Annotated in this window: 29 protein-coding genes and 3 pseudogenes; 23 read left to right on the top strand and 9 right to left on the bottom strand. The window is 33.5% G+C overall.

The genetic code is table 11. The features are described 5' to 3' along the window. Positions 1-627 precede the first annotated feature (627 nt). A complete protein-coding gene (locus ACQKP0_RS22745; protein ID WP_427408101.1) occupies positions 628-1503 on the bottom strand; it encodes a DMT family transporter in 876 nt (291 codons plus the stop codon). A gap of 387 nt (positions 1504-1890) precedes the next feature. Between ACQKP0_RS22745 and ACQKP0_RS22750 the strand changes: the two genes are divergently transcribed. From ACQKP0_RS22750 to ACQKP0_RS22770, 5 genes are all read left to right on the top strand, one after another. After that, positions 1891-2379, top strand: coding sequence for a hypothetical protein (locus ACQKP0_RS22750; RefSeq protein ID WP_427408102.1), 489 nt, complete (start codon positions 1891-1893; stop codon positions 2377-2379). Between the two features lie 174 nt (positions 2380-2553). Then, on the top strand, positions 2554-3006 hold the full coding sequence (locus ACQKP0_RS22755) for a MarR family winged helix-turn-helix transcriptional regulator (RefSeq protein WP_427408103.1): 453 nt from the start codon (positions 2554-2556) through the stop codon (positions 3004-3006). Between the two features lie 25 nt (positions 3007-3031). After that, complete coding sequence (locus tag ACQKP0_RS22760) at positions 3032-3559, top strand: GNAT family N-acetyltransferase (protein ID WP_427408104.1); 528 nt, start codon at positions 3032-3034, stop codon at positions 3557-3559. 14 nt (positions 3560-3573) lie between these two features. Next, the gene (locus ACQKP0_RS22765) at positions 3574-4191 is read left to right on the top strand and encodes an FMN-binding negative transcriptional regulator (protein WP_427408105.1); all 618 of its coding nucleotides are present in this window, start codon (positions 3574-3576) and stop codon (positions 4189-4191) included. A gap of 85 nt (positions 4192-4276) precedes the next feature. Next, positions 4277-4429 carry a hypothetical protein gene (locus ACQKP0_RS22770; protein WP_427408106.1) on the top strand — a complete coding sequence of 51 codons (153 nt, stop codon included), beginning with the start codon at positions 4277-4279 and terminating at the stop codon, positions 4427-4429. A gap of 492 nt (positions 4430-4921) precedes the next feature. On the opposite strand, the gene ACQKP0_RS22775 is transcribed toward ACQKP0_RS22770, so the two are convergent. The 3 genes from ACQKP0_RS22775 to ACQKP0_RS22785 all read right to left on the bottom strand — a co-directional run bounded on the left by ACQKP0_RS22775 (position 4922) and on the right by ACQKP0_RS22785 (position 7602). Beyond that, positions 4922-5971 (bottom strand): LLM class flavin-dependent oxidoreductase, encoded by a 1050-nt coding sequence (locus ACQKP0_RS22775; RefSeq protein ID WP_427408107.1) that lies wholly within the window; start codon positions 5969-5971, stop codon positions 4922-4924. A gap of 300 nt (positions 5972-6271) precedes the next feature. Next, positions 6272-7189, bottom strand: coding sequence for a DMT family transporter (locus ACQKP0_RS22780; protein WP_427408108.1), 918 nt, complete (start codon positions 7187-7189; stop codon positions 6272-6274). Beyond that, complete coding sequence (locus ACQKP0_RS22785; RefSeq protein WP_427408109.1) at positions 7186-7602, bottom strand: MerR family transcriptional regulator; 417 nt, start codon at positions 7600-7602, stop codon at positions 7186-7188. The genes ACQKP0_RS22780 and ACQKP0_RS22785 overlap by 4 nt, the downstream gene beginning before the upstream one ends. Before the next feature lie 226 nt (positions 7603-7828). Here ACQKP0_RS22785 and ACQKP0_RS22790 point away from each other — a divergent pair. After that, positions 7829-7972 (top strand): annotated as a pseudogene (locus ACQKP0_RS22790) (zinc-binding dehydrogenase); the annotation flags it as partial. A gap of 362 nt (positions 7973-8334) precedes the next feature. Here ACQKP0_RS22790 and ACQKP0_RS22795 read toward each other — a convergent pair. Further along, a complete protein-coding gene (locus tag ACQKP0_RS22795) occupies positions 8335-9534 on the bottom strand; it encodes an MFS transporter (RefSeq protein WP_427408110.1) in 1200 nt (399 codons plus the stop codon). A gap of 222 nt (positions 9535-9756) precedes the next feature. On the opposite strand from ACQKP0_RS22795, the gene ACQKP0_RS22800 reads away from it, so the two are divergent. Next, positions 9757-10578, top strand: coding sequence for a helix-turn-helix transcriptional regulator (locus tag ACQKP0_RS22800; protein ID WP_427408111.1), 822 nt, complete (start codon positions 9757-9759; stop codon positions 10576-10578). Positions 10579-10914: 336 nt separating this feature from the next. On the opposite strand, the gene ACQKP0_RS22805 is transcribed toward ACQKP0_RS22800, so the two are convergent. Continuing rightward, the gene (locus ACQKP0_RS22805; protein ID WP_427408112.1) at positions 10915-11877 is read right to left on the bottom strand and encodes a helix-turn-helix transcriptional regulator; all 963 of its coding nucleotides are present in this window, start codon (positions 11875-11877) and stop codon (positions 10915-10917) included. Positions 11878-11987: 110 nt separating this feature from the next. On the opposite strand from ACQKP0_RS22805, the gene ACQKP0_RS22810 reads away from it, so the two are divergent. From ACQKP0_RS22810 to ACQKP0_RS22845, 8 genes are all read left to right on the top strand, one after another. After that, a complete protein-coding gene (locus ACQKP0_RS22810) occupies positions 11988-12467 on the top strand; it encodes a GyrI-like domain-containing protein (RefSeq protein WP_427408113.1) in 480 nt (159 codons plus the stop codon). A gap of 87 nt (positions 12468-12554) precedes the next feature. Then, entirely contained in the window at positions 12555-13019 is a 465-nt protein-coding gene (locus ACQKP0_RS22815; RefSeq protein ID WP_427408114.1) for a phage tail protein, read from the top strand. A 573-nt stretch (positions 13020-13592) separates the two neighbouring features. Beyond that, positions 13593-14390, top strand: coding sequence for a phosphotransferase (locus ACQKP0_RS22820; RefSeq protein ID WP_427408115.1), 798 nt, complete (start codon positions 13593-13595; stop codon positions 14388-14390). Positions 14391-14517: 127 nt separating this feature from the next. Next, the gene (locus tag ACQKP0_RS22825; RefSeq protein WP_427408116.1) at positions 14518-15303 is read left to right on the top strand and encodes a nucleotidyltransferase domain-containing protein; all 786 of its coding nucleotides are present in this window, start codon (positions 14518-14520) and stop codon (positions 15301-15303) included. Positions 15304-15467: 164 nt separating this feature from the next. After that, positions 15468-15896 (top strand): GNAT family N-acetyltransferase, encoded by a 429-nt coding sequence (locus ACQKP0_RS22830; RefSeq protein ID WP_427408117.1) that lies wholly within the window; start codon positions 15468-15470, stop codon positions 15894-15896. Between the two features lie 199 nt (positions 15897-16095). Then, on the top strand, positions 16096-16518 hold the full coding sequence (locus tag ACQKP0_RS22835; protein ID WP_427408118.1) for a DUF1801 domain-containing protein: 423 nt from the start codon (positions 16096-16098) through the stop codon (positions 16516-16518). A gap of 342 nt (positions 16519-16860) precedes the next feature. Next, positions 16861-17376, top strand: coding sequence for a DinB family protein (locus tag ACQKP0_RS22840; protein WP_427408119.1), 516 nt, complete (start codon positions 16861-16863; stop codon positions 17374-17376). A 327-nt stretch (positions 17377-17703) separates the two neighbouring features. Next, the gene (locus ACQKP0_RS22845) at positions 17704-19302 is read left to right on the top strand and encodes a WG repeat-containing protein (protein ID WP_427408120.1); all 1599 of its coding nucleotides are present in this window, start codon (positions 17704-17706) and stop codon (positions 19300-19302) included. Positions 19303-19402: 100 nt separating this feature from the next. Here the strand turns inward: ACQKP0_RS22845 and ACQKP0_RS22850 are convergent, their stop codons facing one another. Then, positions 19403-19858 carry a YndM family protein gene (locus ACQKP0_RS22850; RefSeq protein WP_427408121.1) on the bottom strand — a complete coding sequence of 152 codons (456 nt, stop codon included), beginning with the start codon at positions 19856-19858 and terminating at the stop codon, positions 19403-19405. 336 nt (positions 19859-20194) lie between these two features. On the opposite strand from ACQKP0_RS22850, the gene ACQKP0_RS22855 reads away from it, so the two are divergent. The 4 genes from ACQKP0_RS22855 (at position 20195) to ACQKP0_RS22870 (ending at position 22054) form a co-directional block, all read left to right on the top strand. Next, positions 20195-20377 (top strand): DUF4083 family protein, encoded by a 183-nt coding sequence (locus ACQKP0_RS22855; protein ID WP_427408122.1) that lies wholly within the window; start codon positions 20195-20197, stop codon positions 20375-20377. A gap of 163 nt (positions 20378-20540) precedes the next feature. Beyond that, positions 20541-20831 (top strand): MazG nucleotide pyrophosphohydrolase domain-containing protein, encoded by a 291-nt coding sequence (locus tag ACQKP0_RS22860; protein ID WP_427408123.1) that lies wholly within the window; start codon positions 20541-20543, stop codon positions 20829-20831. A 132-nt stretch (positions 20832-20963) separates the two neighbouring features. Continuing rightward, positions 20964-21536 carry a GNAT family N-acetyltransferase gene (locus tag ACQKP0_RS22865; protein WP_427408124.1) on the top strand — a complete coding sequence of 191 codons (573 nt, stop codon included), beginning with the start codon at positions 20964-20966 and terminating at the stop codon, positions 21534-21536. 50 nt (positions 21537-21586) lie between these two features. Beyond that, a complete protein-coding gene (locus ACQKP0_RS22870) occupies positions 21587-22054 on the top strand; it encodes a GNAT family N-acetyltransferase (protein ID WP_427408125.1) in 468 nt (155 codons plus the stop codon). A gap of 65 nt (positions 22055-22119) precedes the next feature. On the opposite strand, the gene ACQKP0_RS22875 is transcribed toward ACQKP0_RS22870, so the two are convergent. Beyond that, positions 22120-22674, bottom strand: a complete 555-nt coding sequence (locus tag ACQKP0_RS22875; protein ID WP_427408126.1) for a CBO0543 family protein — start codon at positions 22672-22674, stop codon at positions 22120-22122. A 481-nt stretch (positions 22675-23155) separates the two neighbouring features. Here ACQKP0_RS22875 and ACQKP0_RS22880 point away from each other — a divergent pair. Both ACQKP0_RS22880 and ACQKP0_RS22885 read left to right on the top strand, forming a co-directional pair. After that, positions 23156-23569: pseudogene (locus ACQKP0_RS22880) on the top strand (Crp/Fnr family transcriptional regulator); the annotation flags it as partial. A gap of 68 nt (positions 23570-23637) precedes the next feature. After that, positions 23638-23936: pseudogene (locus ACQKP0_RS22885) on the top strand (darcynin family protein). Between the two features lie 48 nt (positions 23937-23984). Here ACQKP0_RS22885 and ACQKP0_RS22890 read toward each other — a convergent pair. Beyond that, complete coding sequence (locus ACQKP0_RS22890; RefSeq protein ID WP_427408127.1) at positions 23985-24416, bottom strand: hypothetical protein; 432 nt, start codon at positions 24414-24416, stop codon at positions 23985-23987. Positions 24417-24642: 226 nt separating this feature from the next. Between ACQKP0_RS22890 and ACQKP0_RS22895 the strand changes: the two genes are divergently transcribed. Together ACQKP0_RS22895 and ACQKP0_RS22900 are read left to right on the top strand one after the other, a co-directional pair. Beyond that, positions 24643-25272, top strand: a complete 630-nt coding sequence (locus ACQKP0_RS22895; protein ID WP_427408128.1) for a TetR/AcrR family transcriptional regulator — start codon at positions 24643-24645, stop codon at positions 25270-25272. A gap of 20 nt (positions 25273-25292) precedes the next feature. Beyond that, a complete protein-coding gene (locus ACQKP0_RS22900; RefSeq protein WP_427408129.1) occupies positions 25293-25463 on the top strand; it encodes a DUF2197 domain-containing protein in 171 nt (56 codons plus the stop codon). Positions 25464-25658: the final 195 nt, after the last annotated feature.

The raw sequence follows: 25658 nt of genomic DNA on the forward strand, positions 1-25658 counted from the left end.
TCTTTTTTTTGTTTGGAAACTATAAAATTTCTAGACTTGTGGATAACTGTTCACATAAATAAAGCCCGTTTATAGTAGATAATAGGGGAAGCAAGCTGAATATGTATACCAAAGAGCTGTTTTGATATAGATAAATAGAGAAGAAAGCCAAATATGTATATCAAAGAGCTGTTTTGATATAGATAAATGGAGAAAAAGGCTAAATATGTATACCAAAGAGCTGTTTGATATTGATAAATAGTGAAGAGAGCTAGGTATGTATACCAAAGATTCCCTTTGTAGTAGGCGGTTTCTGTATTTACTGCTTCCACATGAAATGTTATTTCTCTTGTTTCTATAGGTATGTTTATCCAATTTCCAACTCTAGGAAATTTAGTGCTAATATTTTTAATTTCTGGTCGGGATGGTTGAGAAGATGTTTCTTTACCAATATTCGGTTGAAATAAGATATTAAGGCTAGAAATTTTATCACCATTGTTTTTACCTCAATATATAGCATTTCCAATCTAGTATTTGATATGAAATGTTTAAATACGGGTACGTTAAAGAAAGGCGATTTTTTTATGCATAATGGATGATCTATACAGGAACAACCCCTTCAGATACGGTTGAAGGGGCTGTTAAATACTATTTTTTCTCGATGATTATTAATAAAACACCTGCAAGAATTAGGATTGATCCTAACAAAAACGTTACACCTATGTTCTCCCCTAGAATAAGCCATCCAAGTAATGTTCCAACCACGGGTTGAAAGAAGAAAAATATTCCTCCACTCGAAGCGTTAAGCATTTGTAATCCACGATTCCAAAGTAGAAATCCACCTGCTGTTGAGACAATACCCAAATACAAGAGTCCTCCCCAAATGGTCGGGTGAGTCAGTTGGGAGATATTAATTTCGTGAAACCTTGGCAAAACAAAAGGAGTTAACACGATTAGGGCTACCAAGATGGAATAGGTGGTTACCACAATTTGTGAATAATGACTTGGCAAACGTTTTACAAGTACAGACATAAGTGCCCATGTTAAAGCTGCAATAAGTAGTGCGATCCCTCCAAGTGTACTGGACGTATTCACATCACCAATTCCAACAATGAGAAGTACTCCAATGGTTGCTAAACAAACGGAGATTCCCTTTTTTATTGTCAACCGTTCCTTAAGGATTAAGCAACCAAAAATAACCATAAATGCTGGTGTTGTTGAAGTTATAATGGCGCCCATTTGTGCTGTGGATAGCATAGTACCAGTTTCCTGAGCAACAATTGAAATGGCATTACCAATGATCCCAATGGCTATGATTATTAAGAAATAACGTCTTTCGATTCGCCATTTTTGCCTTGTTATGAAGCCAATTATGAGAAGTGCGACAATAGCCACTAAATATCGCAACCACACCAGTTCTAGTGGTGGTATAACCGAAACTACAACTTTAACAACAACATACATACCGCCCCAAATACTTGAAGCTAAAATTAAATATAAAGAACCTAATAAGGTGTTTTTCATTTTTTTGTACCCTCCGTCTTAAGTTTAGGTCGAGAATGCCCCTAACGGAGAGATGTAGTCACCTTCACGCCATTAAGAGCAGAAGAGTACTACTGGTACATCATTTTCAAATAATGGAGTCCAATACATTTTGATTCACCTCTAGTCCAATCTAAGTACAATTATTTGTGATTTATTATAGCAAAGAACACTAATTCTGTATTATCCATCTGCTTAAGAAATTACTAAACTGAGAATAGATTGTTAAAAAGTGTAATTAAAGTAGACTGGGTAGCTAAATAAGGGAGTAATGCATTTTTCTTCTTCAACGGGCTACTTAGTTGTAAAAGGATATTTAATAACAAGCAGAGAATTATTATGTATATAAATATACAGGGAATGATTTTGATGAAACAACATATCTCAGAAACTACGAAGAGTAAAATGGAAATTTTGGAGGAAATAAAAAAAACTTATCGAATGAAGCCGATTACTGTGGTTATAGTTTTAATTGCAACTGCTTTCGCCATCATGACAATTATTGGTGCGGTTAACAATTTCGGAAGAGAACTGATTTCAGATTTTATTAGTGCTTTAATCAGTTTGTTCTTAGCATGGAATATGGGATTTGTGCTTTATCTAGGGGCTTGGGAATTTTTGGATTCTCGAAGGCTAAACAAAGTGCTATTCCCTAAACTTGAAGAGCTTATAAATGAAAGCGAAAAGAAAAGCTATCATGAAAATGAAGCAGAAGCTTATAAAATGGTTAAAGAAGCATATGCGGATTACACAGACAAGAATAATAAGCTCCATAAAATTTTCTGGAATAGCATTAAATTAAGTTTGGTTTTCCCATTTATTGCAATTGCTATTTCGTTTATTTACCATCAACTTTAGTGGGGATTATACAAAAAATTTTAATGTGATTTTCAACGTGGGCGTTAGTTTAACAAGCTTTATTCGACCTCTTTATCATTATTTTTTTGTTGCAAATACAACAATACTAGGTTAAATTTAATCTAACTCATTTTTATTGCATTTACAGCAAAAATATGTGCTAAGGAGTTAATTATGAAGGAAATCCTACGTGAAATTGGAATGATAGCTAGGGCATTAGATTCTATAAGTAATATAGAATTTAAAGAATATGACCTTACAAAAGGGCAGTATTTGTACCTTGTGCGAATATGTGAAAACCCAGGAATCATTCAAGAAAAGTTAGCTGAGATGATAAAAGTAGATCGAACAACAGCCGCTCGTGCTATAAAAAAACTTGAAATTAATGGCTTTATTGAAAAGAAAGAAGATAAACATAACAAAAAAATAAAAAAACTCTTTCCAACAGAGAAAGGGAAAAATGTTTATCCTTTTATAAAAAAAGAAAATGATTATTCCAATAGCGTTGCATTAGAGGGATTTTCCGAAAGAGATGTTGAAACCATTTTTCATCTTCTTCAAAGAGTTAGAAAAAATATAGAAATTGACTGGGAATTTGTAAAAAAGGGAAACAAGAGAAATTATTGATTATATAAAGGAGCGACATATTTAAATGACGATAAATATAAAAAAGTGTACCCTTGAAGATTCACGCAAACTTCAAGAAATTAGTTATGAAACATTTAATGAGACATTTAAGCATCAGAATTCACCGGAAAATATGAATGCCTATTTGGAAAGGGCATATAACTTAAAACAATTAGAAAAAGAATTATCCAATAATTCTTCGCAATTCTTTTTTGTTTATTTAAATAATGAAGTAGCTGGATATTTAAAGGTCAATACCAATGATGCTCAATCTGAAGAAATGGGTGATGAATCACTTGAAATCGAGAGGATTTATATAAAGAGCAAATTTCAAAAACATGGCCTTGGTAAATATCTGCTAAATAAAGCGATGGAAATTGCAATAGAATGTAATAAAAAGATAATCTGGCTAGGCGTATGGGAAAAAAATGAAAATGCTATCGCGTTTTATAAGAAAATGGGGTTTGTTCAAACTGGAGCCCACTCTTTTTATATGGGTGATGAAGAACAAACGGACTTTATAATGACCAAAACACTCATATCACTTTATTAGAAAGGTGGGTTATTGTGTATATTCCAAAATATTTTAAGGTCACAAATGTTGATGAAATATGGGATTTTGTTCAAAAAAACTCTTTTGGCACGATTGTCACAACAGAACAAGGGAAACCAATTGCCACACATTTGCCTTTGGGGTTAAATAAAAAAGGTGATGATTACTATATTACTGGTCATATGGCTTATGCGAACCCTCAATGGAAAACATTCGAGGTTGAGAATGAAAATGTCCTTGTTATGTATCAAGGTCCACATGCTTACATTTCATCATCTTGGTATAAACAAGAAAATGTACCAACATGGAATTACCAATCTGTCCATGTATATGGAACAGCTAGTATTATGAGTGAACAAGAGTTGGAAGAAGACCTTATATTATTATTACAAAAATACGAACGTCATCGTAAGAATGCAGCTTTATGGGAAAATCTCTCTCCACAAACTAAAAAACAAATAAAAGGTATTGTTGGGTTTAAGATTAAAATACAAGAGGTTCAAGCGGCATATAAATTAAGTCAAAATCGAAATGAAGAGGACTACCACAACATTATTGATAAGCTAAGTGAGGAAGAAGATTTAAATTCTCATCAAATGGCAGAAGTGATGAAAAACAGAGAGTCATTTTAGGTAGTTATTTACAACTTTCGAAAATCTGACCTAAAAATCTTTTTCAACTAAAGGGTCAAGTTTGAACAACACTGGAGGAGACATTTTGAAGCGGATAGTTAATAAAAATAAGAAAACTATATTGTTTTTAATCATCATTATTTTTTTCATTGCTGGTCTACTTGATATTAAATATGAAGGATTATTCTTTCAACTCTTACCAACATCCATACAGGCATATTTGGCTGATATTTTATAATAAGTAAATCCATATGGCAGGTTAGCTGAAGAAGGTATCATTAATTCATGTATCGAATTTATTAAAGTATCTGATTAATAGAGATATTTTTTAATTTGGATTGGGGTGTAGTAAGTGGTTGAAGTTCTTGGTAATTATAAAGTAAATGACGAAGTTCACCCTATTGAGGTAAAAGTTATTTGCTTACATTTTTTTCTCCTTCCAAAAAAACATTAAAAATCAAGGCTCTTTTCTGAAACATTGTTGCTTTCTGCAACAAAGTAAAAATCGGCAGAGATTTTACGCAGTAAATATCTAGTAGGATTTTTAGGGTTATTTACTACTTTCATAATGAGTATGGGATGATGAAAAGAGCACGAAGCCTATTTATTTAAGGATTGGAGCAATATACGAAAAGCAACAATCTATGCGAAAACAGCCAAAATCAAAGAAAGAAGAGCATTTAAGTATGCTCCACTTTGTAAGCCATCATAATTGAATCTAATATTTTTATCAATTTTTACTATTTTTTGTTTCTCTTCGAACTATGGGTGCTACATCGGTTGCTAATCGCTCAATGTTATCCGCCACTTTTTTAAATGGCATTCCACCTATGTCCATTTGAGCAATAAAACGCTGATGACCAAATAGCTCATATTGCTGCAAAATGTTTTCGATTATTTGCTGCGAACTTCCTACAAATAAAGCTTTTTTAGCTATATCGTCTTTACATATTTTATCGAAAGGATTATACCCCCAATAACTTAAATGATAAGGAACAAACTCTTCCCTTGCTTGCTGAGTTGTTTCAGATATATAGACATGCCCTGTTACTCCAACCTTTAAGTCTTCTGGTGAGTGACCAGCTTGAATAGCTGATTGCCTATATCTATCAATAAATGGCTTAAATTGGTTAGCATTTCCATCAAGTATCACAAGTACTAAACCAGTGCCTAATCTACCTGCTCGTGCGGCACTTTCTGAACTTCCTCCTACTCCAATCCATAGGGGAATATTTTTTTGAATAGGTCTTGGTGATATTTCGGCATCCAATAATTCAGGACGAAAGCGTCCCCTCCAAGAAATTCTTTCTTGACCATTGAGCTTCATAAACAACTCAATATTCTCTTCAAACAATTCATCATAGTGAGCTAAATCGTATCCAAATAAAGGAAAAGACTCTAAAAATGCTCCTCTCCCTGCAATGATTTCTGCACGGCCATTTGATAAAAGATCAAGTGTTGCAAATTCTTCAAATAGACGGACAGGATCAACAGTGTTTAGTACTGTTGTAGCACTGGTTAATCTAATTCGTTTTGTCACCTGTGAAATAGCAGATAAAACAATAGGTGGGGCTGATATTGTATAATCTAATCGATGATGCTCTCCAACACCAAAAATATCCAAGTCTGCTTCATCAGCAAGCTTTGCAGCTTCAATAATTTCTTGTAAGCGCTGCTTTGAACTAATAGTGATCCCAGTTTGTAGATTGGGGCGTAAATCCGCTAATGAATAGATTCCAATTTCCATACTAGAATGTTCGATTGAGGGATCTCCCTTCATCTGATTCTCTCCTCCAAAAATTTTTTCATCATTTTATAGGAGTGATTTTATGATGAATCACCCATTTCACAGAATATTTGTGGACATATATAAATTACATTTATTCATAGAGTTCTTGATAACTTCCAGTTAATAACGATTCACTAATATCATATTCTGTGTATCTAGAGGGGTGCTGATAGTTCAATAAGAAAAAATCCCTTTTTTACTAACGAAGTAGTTTAGGGGATAAGTATAAAGCGCTCTTTTTCATTGAAAAATGCGGCTATTTCAAAGAATAATTGTTTGTTTTTAATACTATTATACTGCTGATTGTTGATCTATATTGTGCTTAGGAATACTTATTAAACCTGAAGCAGTTAAAACGCCTAATATAACTAACACAGCCCCAATAAATTGAAATATCCTTATCGGTGTTCCGATGGCAAATGAAATAATCATTGTAACAACGGGAACAAGATTAAAAAATAAAGATGTTTTATTTGCCCCAATCTCCTTCATCCCTTGATTCCACCAAAGGTAACCCAACACACTTGTAAAGAAAGCCATAAAAGCAATTGCACCCCAAACTCCAATGGGAATGTTCGTTAAGAAAACAGGGTTTGACGTAAATAAGGAAAACACTGTTAAACAAACAGCACCGACAATCATTGTATAAGTAGTTGTTGATAGAGGCGTTCCGTCTTTTACAAGTCGACGTCCAAGTACACCATAAAGTGCCCAACAAACGTTACCTGCAAAGATAATTAAATCGCCACCTGAAATGGATAGAGTTCTAATGGTTTCAATAGAACCTTGTGTTATCACTAATAATACACCGACAAAAGAAAATAATATTCCGATTACTTGATTTTTTGTAATGTTATTCCCTAATATAATTCGAGCGAAAATTGTAGTTAATAAAGGATTTAGCCCCATGATTAATGCCCCGTTAACAGGAGCTGTATATTTTAAACCCACAAAAAACAAAGCATTAAATCCAAAGATCCCTACAATCCCAAGTACAACATATGAGCCAGTGTTATTCTGCAATTGGCTTTTCTTTATACCTTCAGTAAAAATCAAAATAATTAGCATCGCCACCGCAGCTAAGCCAAAACGCCATGCTGCGGCAGAGGATGGAGAAAAATATCCAACTGTATATTTCGCAAGATTAAAGGTAGCTCCTGTAAAAATGGAAAAGCCGAGTAACATCAGGTATATCTGCAAATGTTTCATTTGTTTTCCACTTCCTCTTTCAGAATTGAATCATAGTACTCTAGCTTTTCCTTTGCTGCTGACATCACTTTTTCTAGTTCCTTCTTCTTAATTTCCATTTTCTCTAAGTGTTTGGTTAAAATCTCAATACGTTTATTTATTGACGGATTAAGTTGTGATGGTTTCACACCCGAATTAATTTTTTCCAAAATACAACCGTCTTTAACAAACTCATTAACATCCTCTAAAGACATACCTGTTTCTTTTAAACTTTTCAGGAATGTCAAGAACTGAATATCAGTTTCCGTATAAAAACGCCTTCCTCCGTTTTGTCTTTTTGGTGGTGGAAGTAACCCAATTTTTTCGTAATACCTTAATGTATACGGACTAATACCAGACATCGCCGCAGCTTTACTAATGGAATACAAAAACATCATCCCTCTCTTTTGATTAAAGTTAGTTTACAACTTAGAGTTAACTCTAAGTCAAGCATATAAAAAAAGTGTCACTGATAGATACGGAACACAGGTGTAAAGACCATACAACTCTCTTTCCATGTTTCAAAATAAACTGAAGAAGACAGTAAAGAATAAGAATTTCTTATAACTTTTCATATAAATTTAAACTATTTTCTGTAAATTACATATTGTACCATTAATAGAGAGAATAGAAGGAAAGGGTGTAGATATTATATTAGATTCTGTTTCTGGTTCGGTCACCGAAAAAAGTTTAAACTGTCTTGCTCCTTATGGAAGATTAGTTCACTTTGGCAATTCCAGTGGTGCGGTTGGAAAGATAAAAACTCTTTAACCAGATATTTACGGTCAATCGCTTGAGGTGGTCTTTCAAACCAACAGTGCATAATCATTAAATTAGCAGTAACTCCATCAAGTAGAAATGAGTTCTTTCACAGTAAAGTGTTTTTTTTTGATATTTAATTTTTCTCTCCGGTTCTCGCATTTTGTTCATTATACATAAAAGTACCCTAAAGGGCAGACCTTTTTAATGTCTACTCTAAAGGGTACAGTTTAAATATCTGGCTAACCTAAAAATACGAAAGGGTACTTTAGTTAAACAAACAAATATAAAAAAGTCAGTTCATTAGTATAAAGACCGCAAACCGACTGAGTTACGCAATCTCCGATGACGATTGAATTTTAATTTATTCATGATATTCTCCTTCCTTTTTCCTTCATATTTAAATAGTCTAGTTTCAATATGCTGTTTTTAAATGAAAGACCGAAAAGCATAATTACAATAACTGTGGCAACCATATTTAAAATCATCAGCGAATAATATAAGTCGAAAAACAAATTCAGCAAGCCGACCCCAACAATCGGGAATATAAATCCTGAGTAAGATGCAGAATAATAAGTTGAAATGACTCTAGAGCGATCTTCAGGTTTTGGCGTAATCCCAGCTAGTTGTAGGCTTGCTTGAAATGCCCACCCGCCACCGATAGCTTGAATAAGGATTCCCATCCAAAGTAATACAATATTTGTCGTTTCCCCTGCAAAAATCATAAACCACGCCCCAATCAAAAGAAGGACAATACCAATTCGTACCCGGATGACTGGTAGCTTGGGCCATGATATTCGTTGCGCTATTCCGCCCCCGCCGAGAAGCAGTAAAATTAACAACCCTGAAACGGAAAGGTTGGAAGTGTGAAGAACGCTTTTAACATATGAGGGAATTAGCGATAAAACGATTCCGTTAAGGGAAAAAACAATAAATCCTGTTAGTGCGATAAACGACCAGAAAACAAAACGAATATTTATAGGGACACTTATTTTTATTTGTATGGCTTCTTTTTTATTTTCTAGTAAATGTTTGTCGGGAATGGACCATAAGGAAATAGCTGCGCTTATTAACAACACTGTAAGAATTACAAACGGGAACCGAAGCTGCTGGAAATGAAAATATTGAATAATCAATCCACTTATGGTGGGTCCAACACCAAATCCAACCATGATACCCATGCTAGATAAAGTTAACGCTTTAGTCGTCATTTCTTTAGAACATTGCTTTAGCAATAAAGTTGTTGCCGTACCCATAAAAATACCAAACCCAATACCTTCTAATATTCTAGAGAGATAAAGCTGCCAAGAATGATTGCTTGTAATAAACAAGATTGCTGAGATAATAGAGGCAACAATACCAATCATGGTTAATTTTTTTAATCCGTATATAATCCCTATTTGTCCCGCCACTAATAACGTTGGCAATAGAAATACAGCATAAATGGCAAACAACAAGGTGATTTCCAGATTACTTAAGAGAAATTGTTCCTGAAATAAAGGGAAAAGTGGTGAAGGGAACGTAGCCCCAATCGCCATAATAAAAAATGCCCACAACATTCTTTTCATGAATTTACCTCCTCTGTTTTATCTTAAAATTTGGGTGATAGAAGTCAGCAACATCATTCATTACCTGATGCGGTAAGCTCAACGGAGAAGGACTTTTATAATGTATAATAGAAACGAAATAGCAGCTAGAGAATAATCTATCATAGGATTAACTCTCCTACCTTAACAACGAAATGTAATAAACTAGTTCATGAAGCTAAAACGGAGGATGCTAGGAAATATATGGATATGACACGCAACAAACAACTAGGAGAATTTCTAAAAACAAGGCGAGCAAGGATCAATCCTGAAATGGTAGGATTACCCTCGGGGGCGAGAAGGCGTACAGCAGGGTTGCGGCGTGAAGAAGTGGCACAATTAGCTGGTATAAGCGTGGATTGGTACACTTGGTTAGAACAAGGTCGGAACATTCATGTATCAACTCAGGTATTAGAGGATATTGCTAGAGTTTTGCAATTAAGTTCTAGTGAAAAAAGGCATATGTTTTTGTTAGCTGAACAAGCCATTCCACTTGAAAATATAGAAAACAAATATCAAATAAGTCCATCGCTGCAATATTTTCTTGACTATCAGAATCCAAGTCCTGCTTATGTGACAAATTCAAGATGGGACTTTGTTGCTTGGAACGAAGCTGCATGCAAAGTTTTTGGAGATTATAATAAAATGTCAGAATTAGAACGTAACTCTGTCTGGCGTATTTTTACATCATCTTATATGATGAAACTCTTGGATCGGTGGGAGGAGCATGCACAAAGGAGGTTGGCTCAATTTCGAGCTTCTTACGGTAAATATATAGATGATCCGTGGTGGAATGAGATGATTGAAAAACTATCAAAGAAGAGTGAGAAATTTAGAGAATGGTGGCCGCGGTATGAGGTTATGAGTGCTCCTGAAGGGAAAAAGATTCTCCACCATCCTCAAGTTGGAGAATTGATTCTCGATCATATTTCTTTTCAGGTGAGTGACTCGCCTGATTTGTTGGTTACTGTGCATTTGGCGAAAACGAAGAAGACATTTGAGAAGCTACAAAATTTACTAGACTGATACAAGTTTTTATGTAATGGTGCAAAAATTTATTTAAAGTTTCCTTTTCCTTTTTCAACAAGCGGGGTGCGTTAATCGAAGGATTAACGCCTTTTTTTGTAGAATTTATTAATATAACAGGCAGTCTAGCTCATTTAGAATTCGTATAATTCCCCTTATCTAAGGTGTGTTTTGGGGGTTTATATCAATAAACAGATTAAACTTACACCATCTGGAAAAAGTAAAAAAGAGAGTATATACAGAATGTTAATTTAAACCAATTATTTCTGAGTTTTCGTCGTTTTTGAGGGACTTTAAAGTTAGCCGGTTTTTTGTTTTAACAGGAAAAGCTTATGCTTATGGGAAGTATAAGCGTAATCTCTCTTGTAAACCTTCTAATACTTCTTCTGGTACCTCCCTGACCTTGATATCCCCACCTAGGAAAAGTAGCCAATTGGTCATTTCTGTCAATTCTTCGGGCTTATTAATATTGATAAAAGTCTTTAGAATGGCTGTGGTTTGGTAAGGATTCGTATAGGAAATTGAAACTTTTAAAGGATGGTATTTTTTGAACTGGGCAATCGCTTTTGGACCAAGTTCAAGGACAAGGTTGATTACTTCTTCCTGCTTACTTATTTTTTCTAAAATCTTTTTCTTACTTAATCTTTTTTTCGTCGGGTAGGGTTCGACATCGGTGAGATGATCGACAGGAAAAATTTGCTTCTTTTCTTCCTTTAAGTCAAAGCCTTCAATAAGCCAAACGCTTTTTTCTTGATATAGATGCAAGAGATAAATTGGATAAGACTTTATTACCCCCTCTTCTTTGATGGTAATCAATAAATAGCGATCCAAAAGAAGGATTTGGATGAGTTTTTCTAACATGGGATGAGGGAGATCTGACAGATCAAGTAGGTCAGGATTATACGGGTTGGTTCCTTCAAAAAGCAAGATTTGATTTAAAAGAACAAGGTCATCTTGCTGGTTTTCTGAGATGAGTCCTAGTAATTTTTCAGCTAAAGAATGACGACTCTTTAGATAGGGAAGTTGTTGATTTCTTGTGGCCATAAAGGCAATAAAAAGAGCTTTGACCTCATTATCGGTAAAGCGAACTTCGGGCAGGACAGAGTTGTGCATGACAAAATAACCCCCATCCCTTCCAACTTCAGCGACAAGTGGCATCCCTATGGCTTCAATTTCTCTGATATCTCTAATAGCTGTCGAACGAGAGATGTTAAATTCTCGCATGATTTCAGAAATGGTAAAGTGGGAGCGGTTGTTGATATACCGCATAATGATATTAATCCGTTCAACTTTTTTCATTGGGACTCCTAAACAGTATCATTATTTGACATGATTTAAGGTTATTATATAACCATCAAGTGAAGAAGAAAAGTCATTTGATAAATTTAAAAAAGAGGAAGGTTTTGAATATGACAAATTATACCCTAGAAGAAAAAGACAGCTTTACCGTTTTAGGTATTGGAACGGAGCTTAAGAGCGATTACACAGATTATGCAGGCATAAACAAGGAAAAGGCAGACTTTTGGGAAGCTGTAAAACAAGATGGAATGCTTGACACTTTAAAAGCTATAGCCATAAATGACTACATTTTTGCCGTGAACGAAGCGGTGAATAATAAGATGATGCACTATGCTGGCGTTATGACAGAGGAATCATTACCAGAAGCATCTAGAGTTATCCAATTTCCTAAGGGTGAATACTTAGTTGTTAAAGGGGAAGGGAAGACGGCTGATGAGTTGAATAATAAGCTTGCTGGTGTTGCCTTTGGTCAAGTCTTGCCGGAAGCAAAGGATTTTGCCTATGTTGGTGGGCCGAATACAACGGTTGAAATGGGGCAGCGAAACGGTTTAGTTTTTGGTGAAATGTGGATTCCTGTTGTTAGGAAATAAAAAGATCAGTGAATGCTTCCGAATGCGAGTTTTGCTGGAAGTAGGTTCTAAGAAGTAATGCTCACAAAACTTTTAGGAGGGAATGAAATGTCATATATCGTTGATTTTAAAAATGTGTCTACAGTTGGTTTAGAGTCTTCACCTGTAGCAGAAACGCTTGCTGGTTTGCGTGCTAATGAAGCCCGTTACTTTATGAATAAATACAAGCATGAATTTACGGTTGTACCAGCTAGCGAGTCCAGCGAGACCCTTGATTATGTGAACCGAATTTTGAAAGAAGAACGTCATATTGAGTTTGCGGCTAAACCTTTAGAAACGTCGCGTTTTCAAGTGGAAAATATCAAAATTGCCTACGTCTTTTATGAGGATGGTCTTTCGGTGAACGTTATGTATACAGTTGATGACCCAAAGAAGCGGGCCGTTGGTTTTAAGCTTTCTGAGGGTATGGAGGTACCGAAGGAGTTAGAAGGGAAGTTTAAGTTTGCTAGGCAGAAGTCTAAACTAGCTGGAACAATTCGGGGCTCGTACTTTGTGATTAAAGGAGAATATTAAAGTAGCAAAAGCGCAATTTGGTCATTCTTTATCTTCATTGAAATTAGTGAAAGCTATTTTCTCTCTAGGTAAAAAGTAGCTTTCACTAGCTTGAAAACCCAATGGATGCGAACATTTTCCTTGGTAACTGCTATTTTGTTAATAGGGATTCAGGGGAGATATGTAATGTTGGTTTAATTGAACAAGATATTTTTAGTGGTATTGATCTCAGAGGGAATGATATATTCTTTTGAATCGTTGTAATAGATAGAACAGTTCAGCAAATACAAAAATCCTCTTTGTTTAATCAGCAATATTTGGTAAAATTTAAAATTAGAGATGTAAAAAAGGGGAATCTATATTACACATGTTGAATATTTTGAAATGATTAGTTAATTGGATAGGGAGACAATGGCGATTCTTGATTGTTAAGGATGCGTTTATTTGTCTATCTGGAATCATTCAAGGGATTCATGGTGTGGACAATTAAATACCCATTACCAAGCAGATACCTTTGTATATCTGCTTTTATTTATGGGTAAAAATACATCTCTATTGGCACAATCATAGCGTCCCTATATCGGGGGAATTTTAATGACAAGTCAGTACGAAAATGAAGAAATGCTAACTGGAGGGAATGTCTCAAGCGTTTATCGTTCCGGAGATACTGTGCGACGAGAATTAAAGCCAGACAGTACCAAAATTCATAAGCTATTAAATCATTTAGAAAACAAAGGTTTTAGTTATGCACCAAAGTTCTTAGGTATTGATGAAAAAGGAAGGGAGATATTATCATTTATTGAAGGAGAAGCTGGTAATTATCCTTTGAAAGAATATATGTGGTCAAATGAGGTCTTAAAAGATATAGCAAAAATGCTTCGACATTATCATGATGCTGTATGTGACTTTCCATTATCAGATGAGTGGAAACCAATGGATAATGCTCCAAACAAAATGGAGGTTATATGTCACAATGATTTTGCCATATACAACATCATTTTTAATCACGAAAAACCAGTAGGTATTATTGATTTTGATGTTGCTGCCCCTGGTCCAAGACTTTGGGATATAGCTTATACTCTATACACTTGTGTTCCTTTAAGTAGACTTTATCATACTGAAACAGGTGAGGCAGTTTATTATGATTCATTAAAGGATGCCGACCGAATAAAACAAAGAGTTAAATTGTTTTTTGAATCTTACGGTATTGAGGGATTGATAGAAGATTTTTTAGAGATGGTATTGTTGAGATTAGAAGGATTATGTAAATATATGATAAGAAAAGCCAGTGAAGGTGACATTGCCTTTCAAAAGATGATGAATCAAGGACAACTTGAACATTATCAAAACGAAATTAAATTCATTCGAGAACATGGAAAAGAGTGGATTTAAGAAAACAGTTTTCTTTAAGTAAATAAATATAAAATATATCAATAATTGATTCATTTTTTGATTCAGTATATAGAAATCATTTTGTACAAATTATTTTAATCAATATAGAGTAAGAGAGGTAATAGCTTTGAAAGAAACCATTTTAAATTCCTTATTAAAAATAGAAGAAGATTTTAATGTAATGATTCTTTATGCAGTTGAATCAGGAAGTAGGGCTTGGGAATTTCCTTCAAAAGATAGTGATTATGATGTTCGCTTTATATATGTTCATAAAAAGGAAGATTATCTAACAATTGACCAAATGGGAATTGGGAAGAAACGGGATGTTATTGAATTGCCTATAAACGATTTGTTAGATATATCAGGATGGGAACTTACTAAGACATTAAGGCTATTTAGAAAATCTAATCCCCCATTAATGGAATGGTTACGATCTGGTATCGTTTATTATCAAGCATTTTCGACCATTGAGCAGATGAAAAGGCTTAGCGAAGATATCTTTGCTCCAAACTCCTGCTTACATCACTATTTAAATATGGCAAGTAATAATTTTCGAGAGTACTTACAGGGGGATGAAGTAAGAATAAAAAAATATTTTTATGTACTTAGACCAGTATTAGCTGCTAGATGGATAGAAAAATATAATGAGTTTCCACCATTAGAATTTCCGAAATTATTAGAGAATATATTACCAGATGGAGAATTAAAGAAACAAATTCAAACCTTATTAATAAGAAAAATAAATGGGGAAGAACTTGATTTTGAACCAAAAATTGAGGTCATAAACTATTTTTTAAACGAGGAAATTTCTCGACTTAGAAAATATACAGAATCACTAAATATCGATATACCGGATTTTACACCTAATCTTGATTTGCTTTTCAGAAATACGTTAGAAGAGGTTTGGAACTAAGATTATTTATTAAATGGCTGCCGATTAAGGCAGTCTCTTTTTCTACTAACTGGGGAGTTTAGTTTTAAAAAAAGGATAAGCATAGGGCTTTGTAGAATATCTTATTAAAAAATAATTGCTATGAAAATCAACCTAATAAACATTAGAATGGAGTTCTATTTTAAATGATTCGTGAAGCTGTAGGAACGGATACAGTTCAAATATATAAACTTTATAAAATGTTAGTACCAAATAGTAAGAAAATGAACGTTCAGGAAGAGCAAATTGAGATCATTAGAAAGGACCCTAACAATTTTTTGCTTGTATATGATGAAGAAGGTGAAATATTAGGGACACTAACACTTAATATATGTCTACAGGCTTTGCATGGAATAAGACCTTATGGAATAGTCGAAAACATCATAGTTCAAGAAAACCACCGAAGTAAGGGAATAGGACAAAAACTTATACGATATGTTGAGGAATATTGTAAATCAATAGATTGCCATAGAATCATGTTATTAAGTAACTCAAAACGTCAAAGAGCCCATCAGTTCTTCGAAAAGGAAGGATATGATGGTTCAGTAAGTAAAGGATTCAAAAAATATTTGTAAATATGATTTTGCTTAAGATGCTACTTTGTTATGATTCTTGCTTTTGTAAAAATATACTTATTGAACGGAGTTTAGAGCTGAAATCAATAATGATTTTCAGTTTTTTTCTTTTTGGATTGTTTAATAAAACTCTATCATTTGGTAATATATAGGAAGTGGGGATGTGAACATTGAAAATTTTTTAAGGGGTGACTATTTAATGACAACAAATAAAAAATCAGATAAAAGTAAGCAGTTGTCTGTTCCTGAACAGATGGAAGAATTTATGAACAACCTCGAACATCCACTTAAAGAAGAAATTGAAGAGGTTCGAAATATCATTTTAAGTACTAATGATAAAATTACGGAACATATTAAATGGAATGCACCTAGTTACTGTTATGAAGGTGAAGACCGAATTACATTTAATCTTTATGGTAAAGGATTTTTTCGACTCGTATTTCATTGTGGTGCTAAGATAAAAGACAGAAAGAACAATAATCCTCTGATTGTTGATACTAGTGGCATATTAGAATGGAAATCAGCTGACAGAGCTATAATGAAATTTACTGATAAAAATGACGTCAAATCCAAAGAAGAAAAACTTAGAGAAATAATATCTAAGTGGCTAGAAGTAAATTAGGTGGAGCAAAGATCAATCTTTATTCTTATTAAAAAATCTAACAAACATAAGCTGAATTGTAGTTCCCTCTTCTTGAACTATTGGGGGCGTTTCTACAATTAGCAGGAATAAAGAGCAGTCTAGTTCAACAAACCTATTTACATCCTAATCCCATTGATTATAATTTAAGTAATTAAGCAATCAACAAAGGAAGGCTTAAGATCGGATTAATTTTAAGTGAAGAAAATCAATAGGCTACTAAACTTAAATTTGTAATAAAAGCTCTGGAGAATACTTTCATCGAAGAGTCTATATACTAAATAGGAATCCAAGTATGCACTTTCTGGTGAAGGGAGAAATCTCATGAATAATTTAATTAATGACAATCTGTATAAAACGAGAAATGACCTAATAAAGGAGATTGCTTTATTAAGTGATGATCAGTTTAATAGTAAGCTTGATATAAATTCGTGGACTATAGCACAAGTTTGTCATCACTTAGTTTTAGTGGAGGAGTCATCTATAAAGGCTATTGCATGGGGATTAAAAGAGATTGAAAGTACTCAAAATGAACGTAAAAAAGTTGACCTTATATTATTGGATAGGACGAAAAAGATTAAAGCTCCCAAAATCGTTGAACCAGATGTAAAACCATTTGAGGTTCAGCAAATAATTGATTTGTTAAACGAATCAAGAAAAAAACTGATGACTTTTCTTAGCACCATAGAAGATAAATCCGTATTGGCGGAAAAATCCGTAAAGCACCCTGCTTTAGGTGAATTACCACTTGATCAATGGATTGAACAAATATATTTGCATGAGCAACGACACATCGAACAAATAAAAGAGATAAAATTACTTTTAGATGCGCGGCAATAAATTTGTGGTTATAAAGGAGGCGTTTCTGTGAAAAGCAGGAATGCTTTTTCTGAGATGATTATTTTAGATATTGCAATAAAAATGCTAATGATGTACCTCATAACCTTTATCTTATATTTCATAAAATAATACTAGGGTTTTTACGAAGTAAGATGAACCGAAACAAAACCAACAACATATACCTGAATAAACTACAGATTCATTCATAATTTGTAAGCACTGTTTAGAAAAAAATAGAAAAAAATTATCTGTAAATTCGGAAAATATTTGTTGATTTTAGCAAAAATAAAATGCTATTATTTCGGTAAATAGGAGGGGAAGGAACGTATGAAAAATATATTAAAATTTTTGTTTATTGGTGTTATTCTATTTGGTTTGATAATAGGCACATCCCAATCTACCACATTTGCCACGAGTACTAAGAAAATTGTAAGTTATGAATTTAACAATGGTCTAGTTTTATTTAAGCAAAATGGTAAATACGGAATGCTCGATAAAAAAGGAAATGTAGCCATTAAACCACTATATGATGAGATTGATCAATATGGAAAAACCGATTTATTACTCGTAAAAAAGAAAAGTAAATACGGGTTCATTAATAAAAAGGGAAAAGTCATTGTCCCAATACAATATGATTCAATCTTTTTTGAAAATCAGATAGTAGTTGAAAAGAATAAAAAATATGGATTTATCAATGCAAAAGGGAAAACGATAGTTAAGCCTAAGTATGAAAGTATTGAAAGGTTTCAAAATGGTGTAGCAGTATATAAATGCAATGGAAAGTATGGAATCATCGACAAAAATGGAAAGATTGTAAGGAAGCCAACAAATGATAAAATCACCGCAAACTATAACGGAGTGTTTACTTTTTCCAAAAATAAAAAGATCGGTTTAATCAATAAGCAAGGGAAAGTTATCGTAACACCAGTGTATGATTCCATAGGCTATTTTGGAAATGGGCTATTTAAAATAAAAAAAGATGGAAAATCCGGGGTTATTGACAAAAATGGGAAGATCATAGCCAACCCTAAATATGATCAGATATCATCGTTTTTTAATGGTTTTGCCCAAACAAAAATAAAAGATAAATATGGGTTCATTAGTGCGGAGGGAAACGTTATCGCTAAGCCAATCTATGATTCCGTCAATGTATTTAGAAATGGTATTGCTCCAGTTGTAGTAGATGAGAAGATAGGGTATATCGATACAAATGGAAAAATGATTGTTAAACCACAGTATGAGGAAGCTCCCGAAAATGATGACAGCGGATCTTATGAATTTTGGCACAATGCGGCAGTGGTTATGAAAGATGGGAAGTGCGGTCTCATTAACAATAAAGGCAAAGTGATTCTTGATTTTAATTATGATTCCATAAGTTATTTTAACAAATACGGTTTAGCAATTATTAAGCAAAATAATAAATATGGTTTTGTTAATGATAAAGGCGAGGTTATTGTAAAGCCAACCTATGACTTTTTAAGATTTGCAACCTATGGCGATGGTGAGTTTACGGGTGATTTTGTTATTTTTAAAGAAAATAACAAAGAAGGTGCCATAAACAGCAAAGGAAAAGTCATCCTTCAACCTAAATATGACCGAATCGATCCTTTTGATCATAAAGGTCTAATTAGAATCATGCAAGGTTCTAAATATGGAATAGCCACTTCATCGGGATCAGTATTAGTCAAACCAAAATATGAAGATATCGGCTTCTTTTATAAGACTAACGATTATTTAGCCTCTATTTACTATAAAGGTAAATATGGATTTATTAATGATAAGGGGCAAATAGTCATCTCTCCTAAGTATGATCAAGTAGGGGATTTCAAAGAAGGACTTGTTTATGTGAAGAAGAATGGAAAAGTAGGTTTCGTTGATAAAAAAGGAAAAGTAGTCATAAAATTGATCTATTCCGAAAATGACTAGATTACTTAATATTCCGACAGAAGATAGGTACCTTTCAATTAAATGGGTAGTTAAAAATTAAATCACCAAAAAATCAGGTTTAGGAAATAGTTTCCTAAACCTATTTGTTTTCATGATTTTTTTCGATTTTAGGCCTAATTTCTTCAGATGTTTCTGTTTGAAAATTAGCTGGAAGAGGCCTTGGTCTCGGCAGTACTCGGTCAGTCTGTTTTTGGAAAAAGGACAACATATACTTGTGAAAAAAATACTCAAAGATGGTAATTGCTGCTGCAGAAATGAGTGAACTAATAAATAAAGGTGAGCGATTAAAATAGGTTACCGCAGCAGATAAAAACCATATTGTTACGAGGGAAAGGCCAAAATCTGCAAGTGAAGCAATTGTATTATTTGTTCTTGGTAGAATTTCTACATCTCCAAATGAATAGGAAATAATGGTTAGAGAAAGTGAAATAAATACTACTTTTGCAAAAGACATTCCAAAAAATAAATTTAGAATAACAAAAAGCATAATGAATGTAGCGATAAATTTAATAACCATAGGTTTTAAATGCTTCATGGAAGACTCACTCCGATTAATATATTCTCATATATTTTTTTAAATATTTATAAGAACTATTCCTGTATATTTATGGAATTTGATATTGGGACCAATGATTAGCGGATAGGGCCCATTTTATTAGAAGAGCGGACCAATTAAATAGAAGAGGACCATCATAAAGATCCAGTGATTTATTGTTGAATAGTACTGAACAATTTCTACGAACTGTGAATTAACTTTTCAAGCCCAATACATACAAAAACTCTTACTTCATCGTCTTCGCTGTAATAAGAAAAAAACATATATATCGGTTAATATCTGTTATAATTATTCAAAAAAGGGAGTTTACTATAAATGGTCAACTATGGTGATTTCATTTTTCAATTGTTAATGTTTATTTTCTTAATTGCTGTAATATGGGCAATTGTAGTAGTTATTAAAACCATTTCAAATAAAAAAGCACCTCAGCAATCCAAAGATATTGAAAAAAAACTTGATAAAATTATTGAGTTGCTTGAAAAAGATAAAAACAATTAATCTCTTCATATGGAGGGATTTTTTTATTTCAAAGTTATTACATTTCATAGTGCACATTTTGTGTCAACTGTCCATTATCCTTATTGTAACGTGGAGTTTTAAAAGGATATTTGTGAATTAATAGAGAAGTTTTTTAAAACTAGATTTAGAAGATGGTGAAAGAATGGAAAAGAACATTACTGTCAAAGAGTTACAAAAATATATTAAGAACAAGGACTATAAGCCTGAACTGAAAAATGCTTATTTTCAAAAGTTAATTGAAGAAGTTGGAGAACTTGCTGAAGTCATAAGAAAAGACAAAAGATTGGAACAACAAGGTACGATTAAAGGAACAATCGAAGAGGAACTTTATGATGTTCTGTATTATGTTATAGGATTAGCAAATGTATATGATATCGATTTAGAGAAGTGTTTTCATCTAAAAGAAGAACTTAATAAAGAGAAATATAAATGAGTTATTTTAGGAATGGGGGTGTTTCAGAAATAAGCGGGAATAGATAAGATTAATTGATTAAAGAAAAAGGATTGAGTAGATATAACCTCGAATTATAGAATAAATAGCATTGCTTTGAGAGGTGAAGCTTTTTTGCTGGATAAATCCATTCCTTATTTTAATGTGATTATGAAGAGACCTGCTGGTAACCCACCCCCTGATTTTTTATTGCCAGAAGGATTTTCTTTTGTTTGGTTTACTGAGGGTAAAGAACAAAAGTGGGCAGAAATTGAAGCATCTGTTGGTGAGTTTTCAAATACAGAGGATGCACTTAGTTATTTTCAAAAAACATATATTCCTTTTTTGGATGAATTAAAAAAGAGATTACTTTTCGTTCAAGATCGAGAGGGAAATGAAGTTGGTACAATAACATGTTGGTGGGATATAACGGGTGCTAAACGAGACGCTGCAATACATTTGTTCGCAGTGAAAAAAGAGTATCAATGTTTAGGTCTTGGAAAGGCATTGGTTTCAGAGTGCATAAATAGATTATTACAGCTTGAAGGAGACAAGGCTATATTTTTACATACGCAGACATGGAGTTATAAAGCAATAGGGCTTTATTTAAAAGTAGGTTTCAACATAGTTGAAGAAGGAAGTTTTGCACAATATAAAAATGAGTATGAACAAGCAATACCACTTTTGAAAGAGGTTATAAAACTTTGAACTTAATGTTCAACGGGGAGTTTATAGAAAAAATTAAGGAGAGGAAAAAGTTGAATATAAGACTTGCTGAAGCAAAAGACATTAAGCAATTAATAAGAATGAGATGGGATTTTACAATTGAACATGATGAAACTAAAAAAATTGAACAAACTCCAATCCATGATTTTGAAAAAGAGTGCCAATCTTTTTTAGAGAATGCACTTAATAGTGATCAATGGTTCATTTGGGTTGCAGAGGAAAACGGAAAAATTGTATCACATATATACATTGAATTAATACAAAAAGTGCCGCGCCCTGGCAGAATAACCTATCCATTTGCTTATATGACAAATGTTTACACTATAAAAGAATATAGAAATAAGGGGATTGGGAGTAAGCTCCTTACCACAATAAATGAGTGGGCTAATGAAAATAAATATGAATTTATCATTGTATGGCCAAGTGATGATAGCATTAATTATTACAAGAAAAATGGGTACATCCATTGTACAGAACCTATGGAATATTTTCCATCTTGAATTGAGGGGTGTGTTGATCCAAAAAGGATTAACTCACTTTTTGTCATATTTGAAAATTAACATCATCATTTTGCATTCTGTGTGATATTTTTTAACTTTATTATTATCCATCTAATGGAAAGACCAGCTATTATATAATAAACAAATGAATAGATATATTTCCATTTCATATATTTCACAAGCTCTGCCCAAACGGAAAAAGGTTCACCGATAAAAGCAAACAAAATACCCATAACAAGCAATGCTATACTAAATGACTTCCAAGTATTAAAATACTGGTACAAAAACATATAAGCAACTGGCACCATTGACATATCAAATGCGATCGCTCTTGGTGTATATGGCAAAAATTGCGTTGGATATCTCCAGAATTCCAACTCTACTCCAATTTCATCTAAAAGGACAGTTGTAATTACTATTAACGCTCCAAACAGTACAGTTTCGATCATCTTAGAGCGAACGGCAAATTTAATGTATAGGATCCAGGGAATAATAAAAAATGTTGCAAGAACCCACCAATTCCAAGTAAATAGTTCGTTGTTGAGCCAACCTTCAAAATCTAATTGATGCGCTTGTCGTTCAAGCTTATTTACTTTTTGTAGATTTTCAAACTTATCCATATAACATTTCAGTCCTATAGTCTTTATTAATTATTATTCCAATTTTAATGGTATTAATTCGTTTATCTAATACTCTAAGGGGACATTGACGTAGTTATTTTTATTAAATGACTCTAATTTAAGGGCTTCCCACCTTGATCTACTTCATTCCACGTTTTACTGGTAGATCTTGTTGCGTTTTCCCTCTAGATATACTTCTTTCCGCGGTTTTCTGGTAGATCATGTTGTGTTTTCCCTTTTGATCTACATCTTACCGCGTTTTTCTGGTAGATCATGTTGTGTTTTCCCTCTTGATCTACTTCTTTCCGGGGTTTTCTGGTAGATCATGTTGCGATTTCCGTCTTGATCTACTTCTTTCTCCGGTTTTCTGGTAGATCATGTTGTGTTTTCCCTCTTGATCTACTTTTTTTCGCAGTTTTCTGGTAGATCTTGTTGTGGTTTCCGTCTTGATCTACTTCTTTCCGGGGTTTTCTGGTAGAGGTTATTTCGCCTGTTATATTTGCTTACCGACGGTAGGGAATATAATGTGGCTTTTACGTTGGAAAACGACTTTGCTACCTCTTACGGTGCTATGGTAATGGGAGTACCTTCCACCTTTTCAATCGAAGCTATAGAGGATTCCGTGGTTATTGAAACTTCATACGATACACTACTTGAGCTTATGGATATAAGCCATCCTTGGGAACGGTTTGTACGTAAGAGTGTAGAAAGGCTGTATATTCAGAAGGAAGAAAGAGAGCGCAAATTGCTCTATCTTACTGCAAAAGAAAGATATGAAGCATTTCTGGTAAAATATCCAGGTTTGGAAAAGCGAGTTCCACAGTACCACATCGCTTCCTATTTAGGCATTTCCCCTGTTTCCCTTAGCCGTTTACTCCATTCGGAAAATGATTAACCTATGTTAATGCACTGTTATTCGTTCTTCGCTAAAATAGCTTTAAAACAGGGAAAGGTGATAAAGATATGCAGAACACAATTATTGTTTTGTTGGAGTTTTATCCTTCCTGGCTTGCATTGCCTCGGGAGGAAAGGAGAAATCACGCGGATTCATTACATCAGATTATAAAAAAATACGATCAGCACGTGAAGGTACGTTTCTTTGATGCAGAAGCGCTGCCTGATAAGATTATACGGATTCTTTCATCTGTGAAACGGAAGACCTAAAACAATACCACTACATGTGGGAGGAAATAAGGGACTCACTGACTTACACTAAAGGATATATAAAAATTAAAGATGTTATTATGGGGATGGAAAATTAGTTTAAATAACGCTACGAATATTATTATTGGCAGCGTTATTTAAAAGGGTTATTTATAAGGATTAATATAACTGTGAGAAGAATTTCCCCTTGCAAGTGATTGTTTGGTTTCTGCGTCAATAATTTCAAATTTCAAATACTCTTTATCTCTGCTCTGAATAAAAGAAGCTAAGAAATATACTTGTCGCTCTGGATGTATATTTGGAGCAAGTTTCTGTTTTGGTTGACCAAAATATCTTCCTGTTTTCTCTTCAAAAGTCATAAGGGCATCAGGTGTTTCTTTATAAGATATTTTTCGTCTAATACTGTAAGTAGCATCTTCGAATTCTCTATATTCTTTTTTCAATTGCTTATAAAACTTATCTTCACTAGTAAATGACTTACCTTGGTTAGCTGGATATTCTAATTGTTCAGCTAATGCTGGGATTGTTAAAATGAACAATAGACTAGATGAAATAATTAAAGTAATAAGATTCTTCACCATATTCACCTCCATTCTATTAATATTTTTCCATCTACTTCAATAACAATTCACAGGAGTTTTCTATAATATGCCGGGAATTTTTTACTAAAGCAGCATTTAGCTGAACAAGCCTTCAAGACAAGATAAATATAGTCGTTGCTAAAAAATAAAATTTTTATGCCTAATATTTAAAAATCAAGTTTTTTTGTTTCTATTTTTTGACCAATTGTACTAAAATATAATCATGAGCACTAAAAATAATCCAAACAACCAAAAAGAGATGTCATTTATTGAAAAAGCCCGTAGAGCTCAAATTGTGGAATGTGCGATTGAGACAATTGCTGAAGTGGGTTTTGCACAATCCTCTTTAGGACAAATCGCTAAACGTGCAAAAATAAGTAAGGGGGTTATTTCTTATCACTTTTCAAACAAAGAGGAACTTCTCGAGCAAGTTGTAATCGATTACTATATAGCTTGTCAGTCCTTTGTTTGTCCACAAATTGAAGCACAAACATCCCCAAAAGGAATGCTTCAAACATATATTGAAGCCAATCTGAAATTTGTGGATACAAATCGAAAGCATGTATTTGCTGTTATAGAAATTGTTTCGAATGTAAGAACAGATGATGGAAAACTTCGGTTTGCCGCAGACCACGATGAATCTATTTTTCTTCCTATAGAAAATATTCTTGGTTTGGGCATGCAAGAGGGAGTTTTTCGGGAGTTTTCTCCACTATCCTCAAGGGTGATGGCGTTAACAATCAGGCATGCCATCGACGGATTCAGCCTTGAGTTGATGAGAAATCCGGAACTTAACGTAAAAGATTACATTAAAGAAATTATCACGATCTTTGATCGGTCTACTCGTAAGTAACTTATCATCCAAGGAGTGGGATGTGCGTGATATTTTATGAGGTTATTTGTTTATGTTGTAAACAAGTTTTTCGAGTTTATGAAGGAACTGAAAAATATAATAAATTCAAGAAAAATCGGAACGGGAAGTATTGCTGTGACGATTGTAGTCATAAAATAAAAATTGAGGCCATGAAAAATTTTTTTAGATAATGTCCAGTCAATATCTTTTTCGTTACCAAATAGCAACAAAGTATTAGAAAAGAGCCTAATTAAAGAACCCTCTCAAAAATCATCATTTTGAGAGGGTTTTATTAGTCATTTTAAACCACAGGCTCTGCCTGTGTGCAAACAAAACTTGTAGAGTTGTATAAGAAAAAAACTCCAATCGTTATAATAGAAGATGGC

It is taken from the genome of Heyndrickxia sp. NPDC080065 (assembly GCF_050281185.1).
GTDB lineage: Bacteria > Bacillota > Bacilli > Bacillales > Bacillaceae_C > Heyndrickxia.

What these genes read in the sequence shown, in the direction of transcription:
- ACQKP0_RS22745 (WP_427408101.1), bottom strand. Translation starts at nt 1,503, where the DNA reads ATGAAAAACACCTTATTAGGTTCTTTATATTTAATTTTAGCTTCAAGT.
- ACQKP0_RS22750 (WP_427408102.1), top strand. Translation starts at nt 1,891, where the DNA reads ATGAAACAACATATCTCAGAAACTACGAAGAGTAAAATGGAAATTTTG.
- ACQKP0_RS22755 (WP_427408103.1), top strand. Translation starts at nt 2,554, where the DNA reads ATGAAGGAAATCCTACGTGAAATTGGAATGATAGCTAGGGCATTAGAT.
- ACQKP0_RS22760 (WP_427408104.1), top strand. Translation starts at nt 3,032, where the DNA reads ATGACGATAAATATAAAAAAGTGTACCCTTGAAGATTCACGCAAACTT.
- ACQKP0_RS22775 (WP_427408107.1), bottom strand. Translation starts at nt 5,971, where the DNA reads ATGAAGGGAGATCCCTCAATCGAACATTCTAGTATGGAAATTGGAATC.
- ACQKP0_RS22780 (WP_427408108.1), bottom strand. Translation starts at nt 7,189, where the DNA reads ATGAAACATTTGCAGATATACCTGATGTTACTCGGCTTTTCCATTTTT.
- ACQKP0_RS22785 (WP_427408109.1), bottom strand. Translation starts at nt 7,602, where the DNA reads ATGTTTTTGTATTCCATTAGTAAAGCTGCGGCGATGTCTGGTATTAGT.
- ACQKP0_RS22795 (WP_427408110.1), bottom strand. Translation starts at nt 9,534, where the DNA reads ATGAAAAGAATGTTGTGGGCATTTTTTATTATGGCGATTGGGGCTACG.
- ACQKP0_RS22800 (WP_427408111.1), top strand. Translation starts at nt 9,757, where the DNA reads ATGGATATGACACGCAACAAACAACTAGGAGAATTTCTAAAAACAAGG.
- ACQKP0_RS22805 (WP_427408112.1), bottom strand. Translation starts at nt 11,877, where the DNA reads ATGAAAAAAGTTGAACGGATTAATATCATTATGCGGTATATCAACAAC.
- ACQKP0_RS22810 (WP_427408113.1), top strand. Translation starts at nt 11,988, where the DNA reads ATGACAAATTATACCCTAGAAGAAAAAGACAGCTTTACCGTTTTAGGT.
- ACQKP0_RS22815 (WP_427408114.1), top strand. Translation starts at nt 12,555, where the DNA reads ATGTCATATATCGTTGATTTTAAAAATGTGTCTACAGTTGGTTTAGAG.
- ACQKP0_RS22820 (WP_427408115.1), top strand. Translation starts at nt 13,593, where the DNA reads ATGACAAGTCAGTACGAAAATGAAGAAATGCTAACTGGAGGGAATGTC.
- ACQKP0_RS22830 (WP_427408117.1), top strand. Translation starts at nt 15,468, where the DNA reads ATGATTCGTGAAGCTGTAGGAACGGATACAGTTCAAATATATAAACTT.
- ACQKP0_RS22835 (WP_427408118.1), top strand. Translation starts at nt 16,096, where the DNA reads ATGACAACAAATAAAAAATCAGATAAAAGTAAGCAGTTGTCTGTTCCT.
- ACQKP0_RS22840 (WP_427408119.1), top strand. Translation starts at nt 16,861, where the DNA reads ATGAATAATTTAATTAATGACAATCTGTATAAAACGAGAAATGACCTA.
- ACQKP0_RS22845 (WP_427408120.1), top strand. Translation starts at nt 17,704, where the DNA reads ATGAAAAATATATTAAAATTTTTGTTTATTGGTGTTATTCTATTTGGT.
- ACQKP0_RS22850 (WP_427408121.1), bottom strand. Translation starts at nt 19,858, where the DNA reads ATGAAGCATTTAAAACCTATGGTTATTAAATTTATCGCTACATTCATT.
- ACQKP0_RS22855 (WP_427408122.1), top strand. Translation starts at nt 20,195, where the DNA reads ATGGTCAACTATGGTGATTTCATTTTTCAATTGTTAATGTTTATTTTC.
- ACQKP0_RS22860 (WP_427408123.1), top strand. Translation starts at nt 20,541, where the DNA reads ATGGAAAAGAACATTACTGTCAAAGAGTTACAAAAATATATTAAGAAC.
- ACQKP0_RS22875 (WP_427408126.1), bottom strand. Translation starts at nt 22,674, where the DNA reads ATGGATAAGTTTGAAAATCTACAAAAAGTAAATAAGCTTGAACGACAA.
- ACQKP0_RS22895 (WP_427408128.1), top strand. Translation starts at nt 24,643, where the DNA reads ATGAGCACTAAAAATAATCCAAACAACCAAAAAGAGATGTCATTTATT.
- ACQKP0_RS22900 (WP_427408129.1), top strand. Translation starts at nt 25,293, where the DNA reads ATGTGCGTGATATTTTATGAGGTTATTTGTTTATGTTGTAAACAAGTT.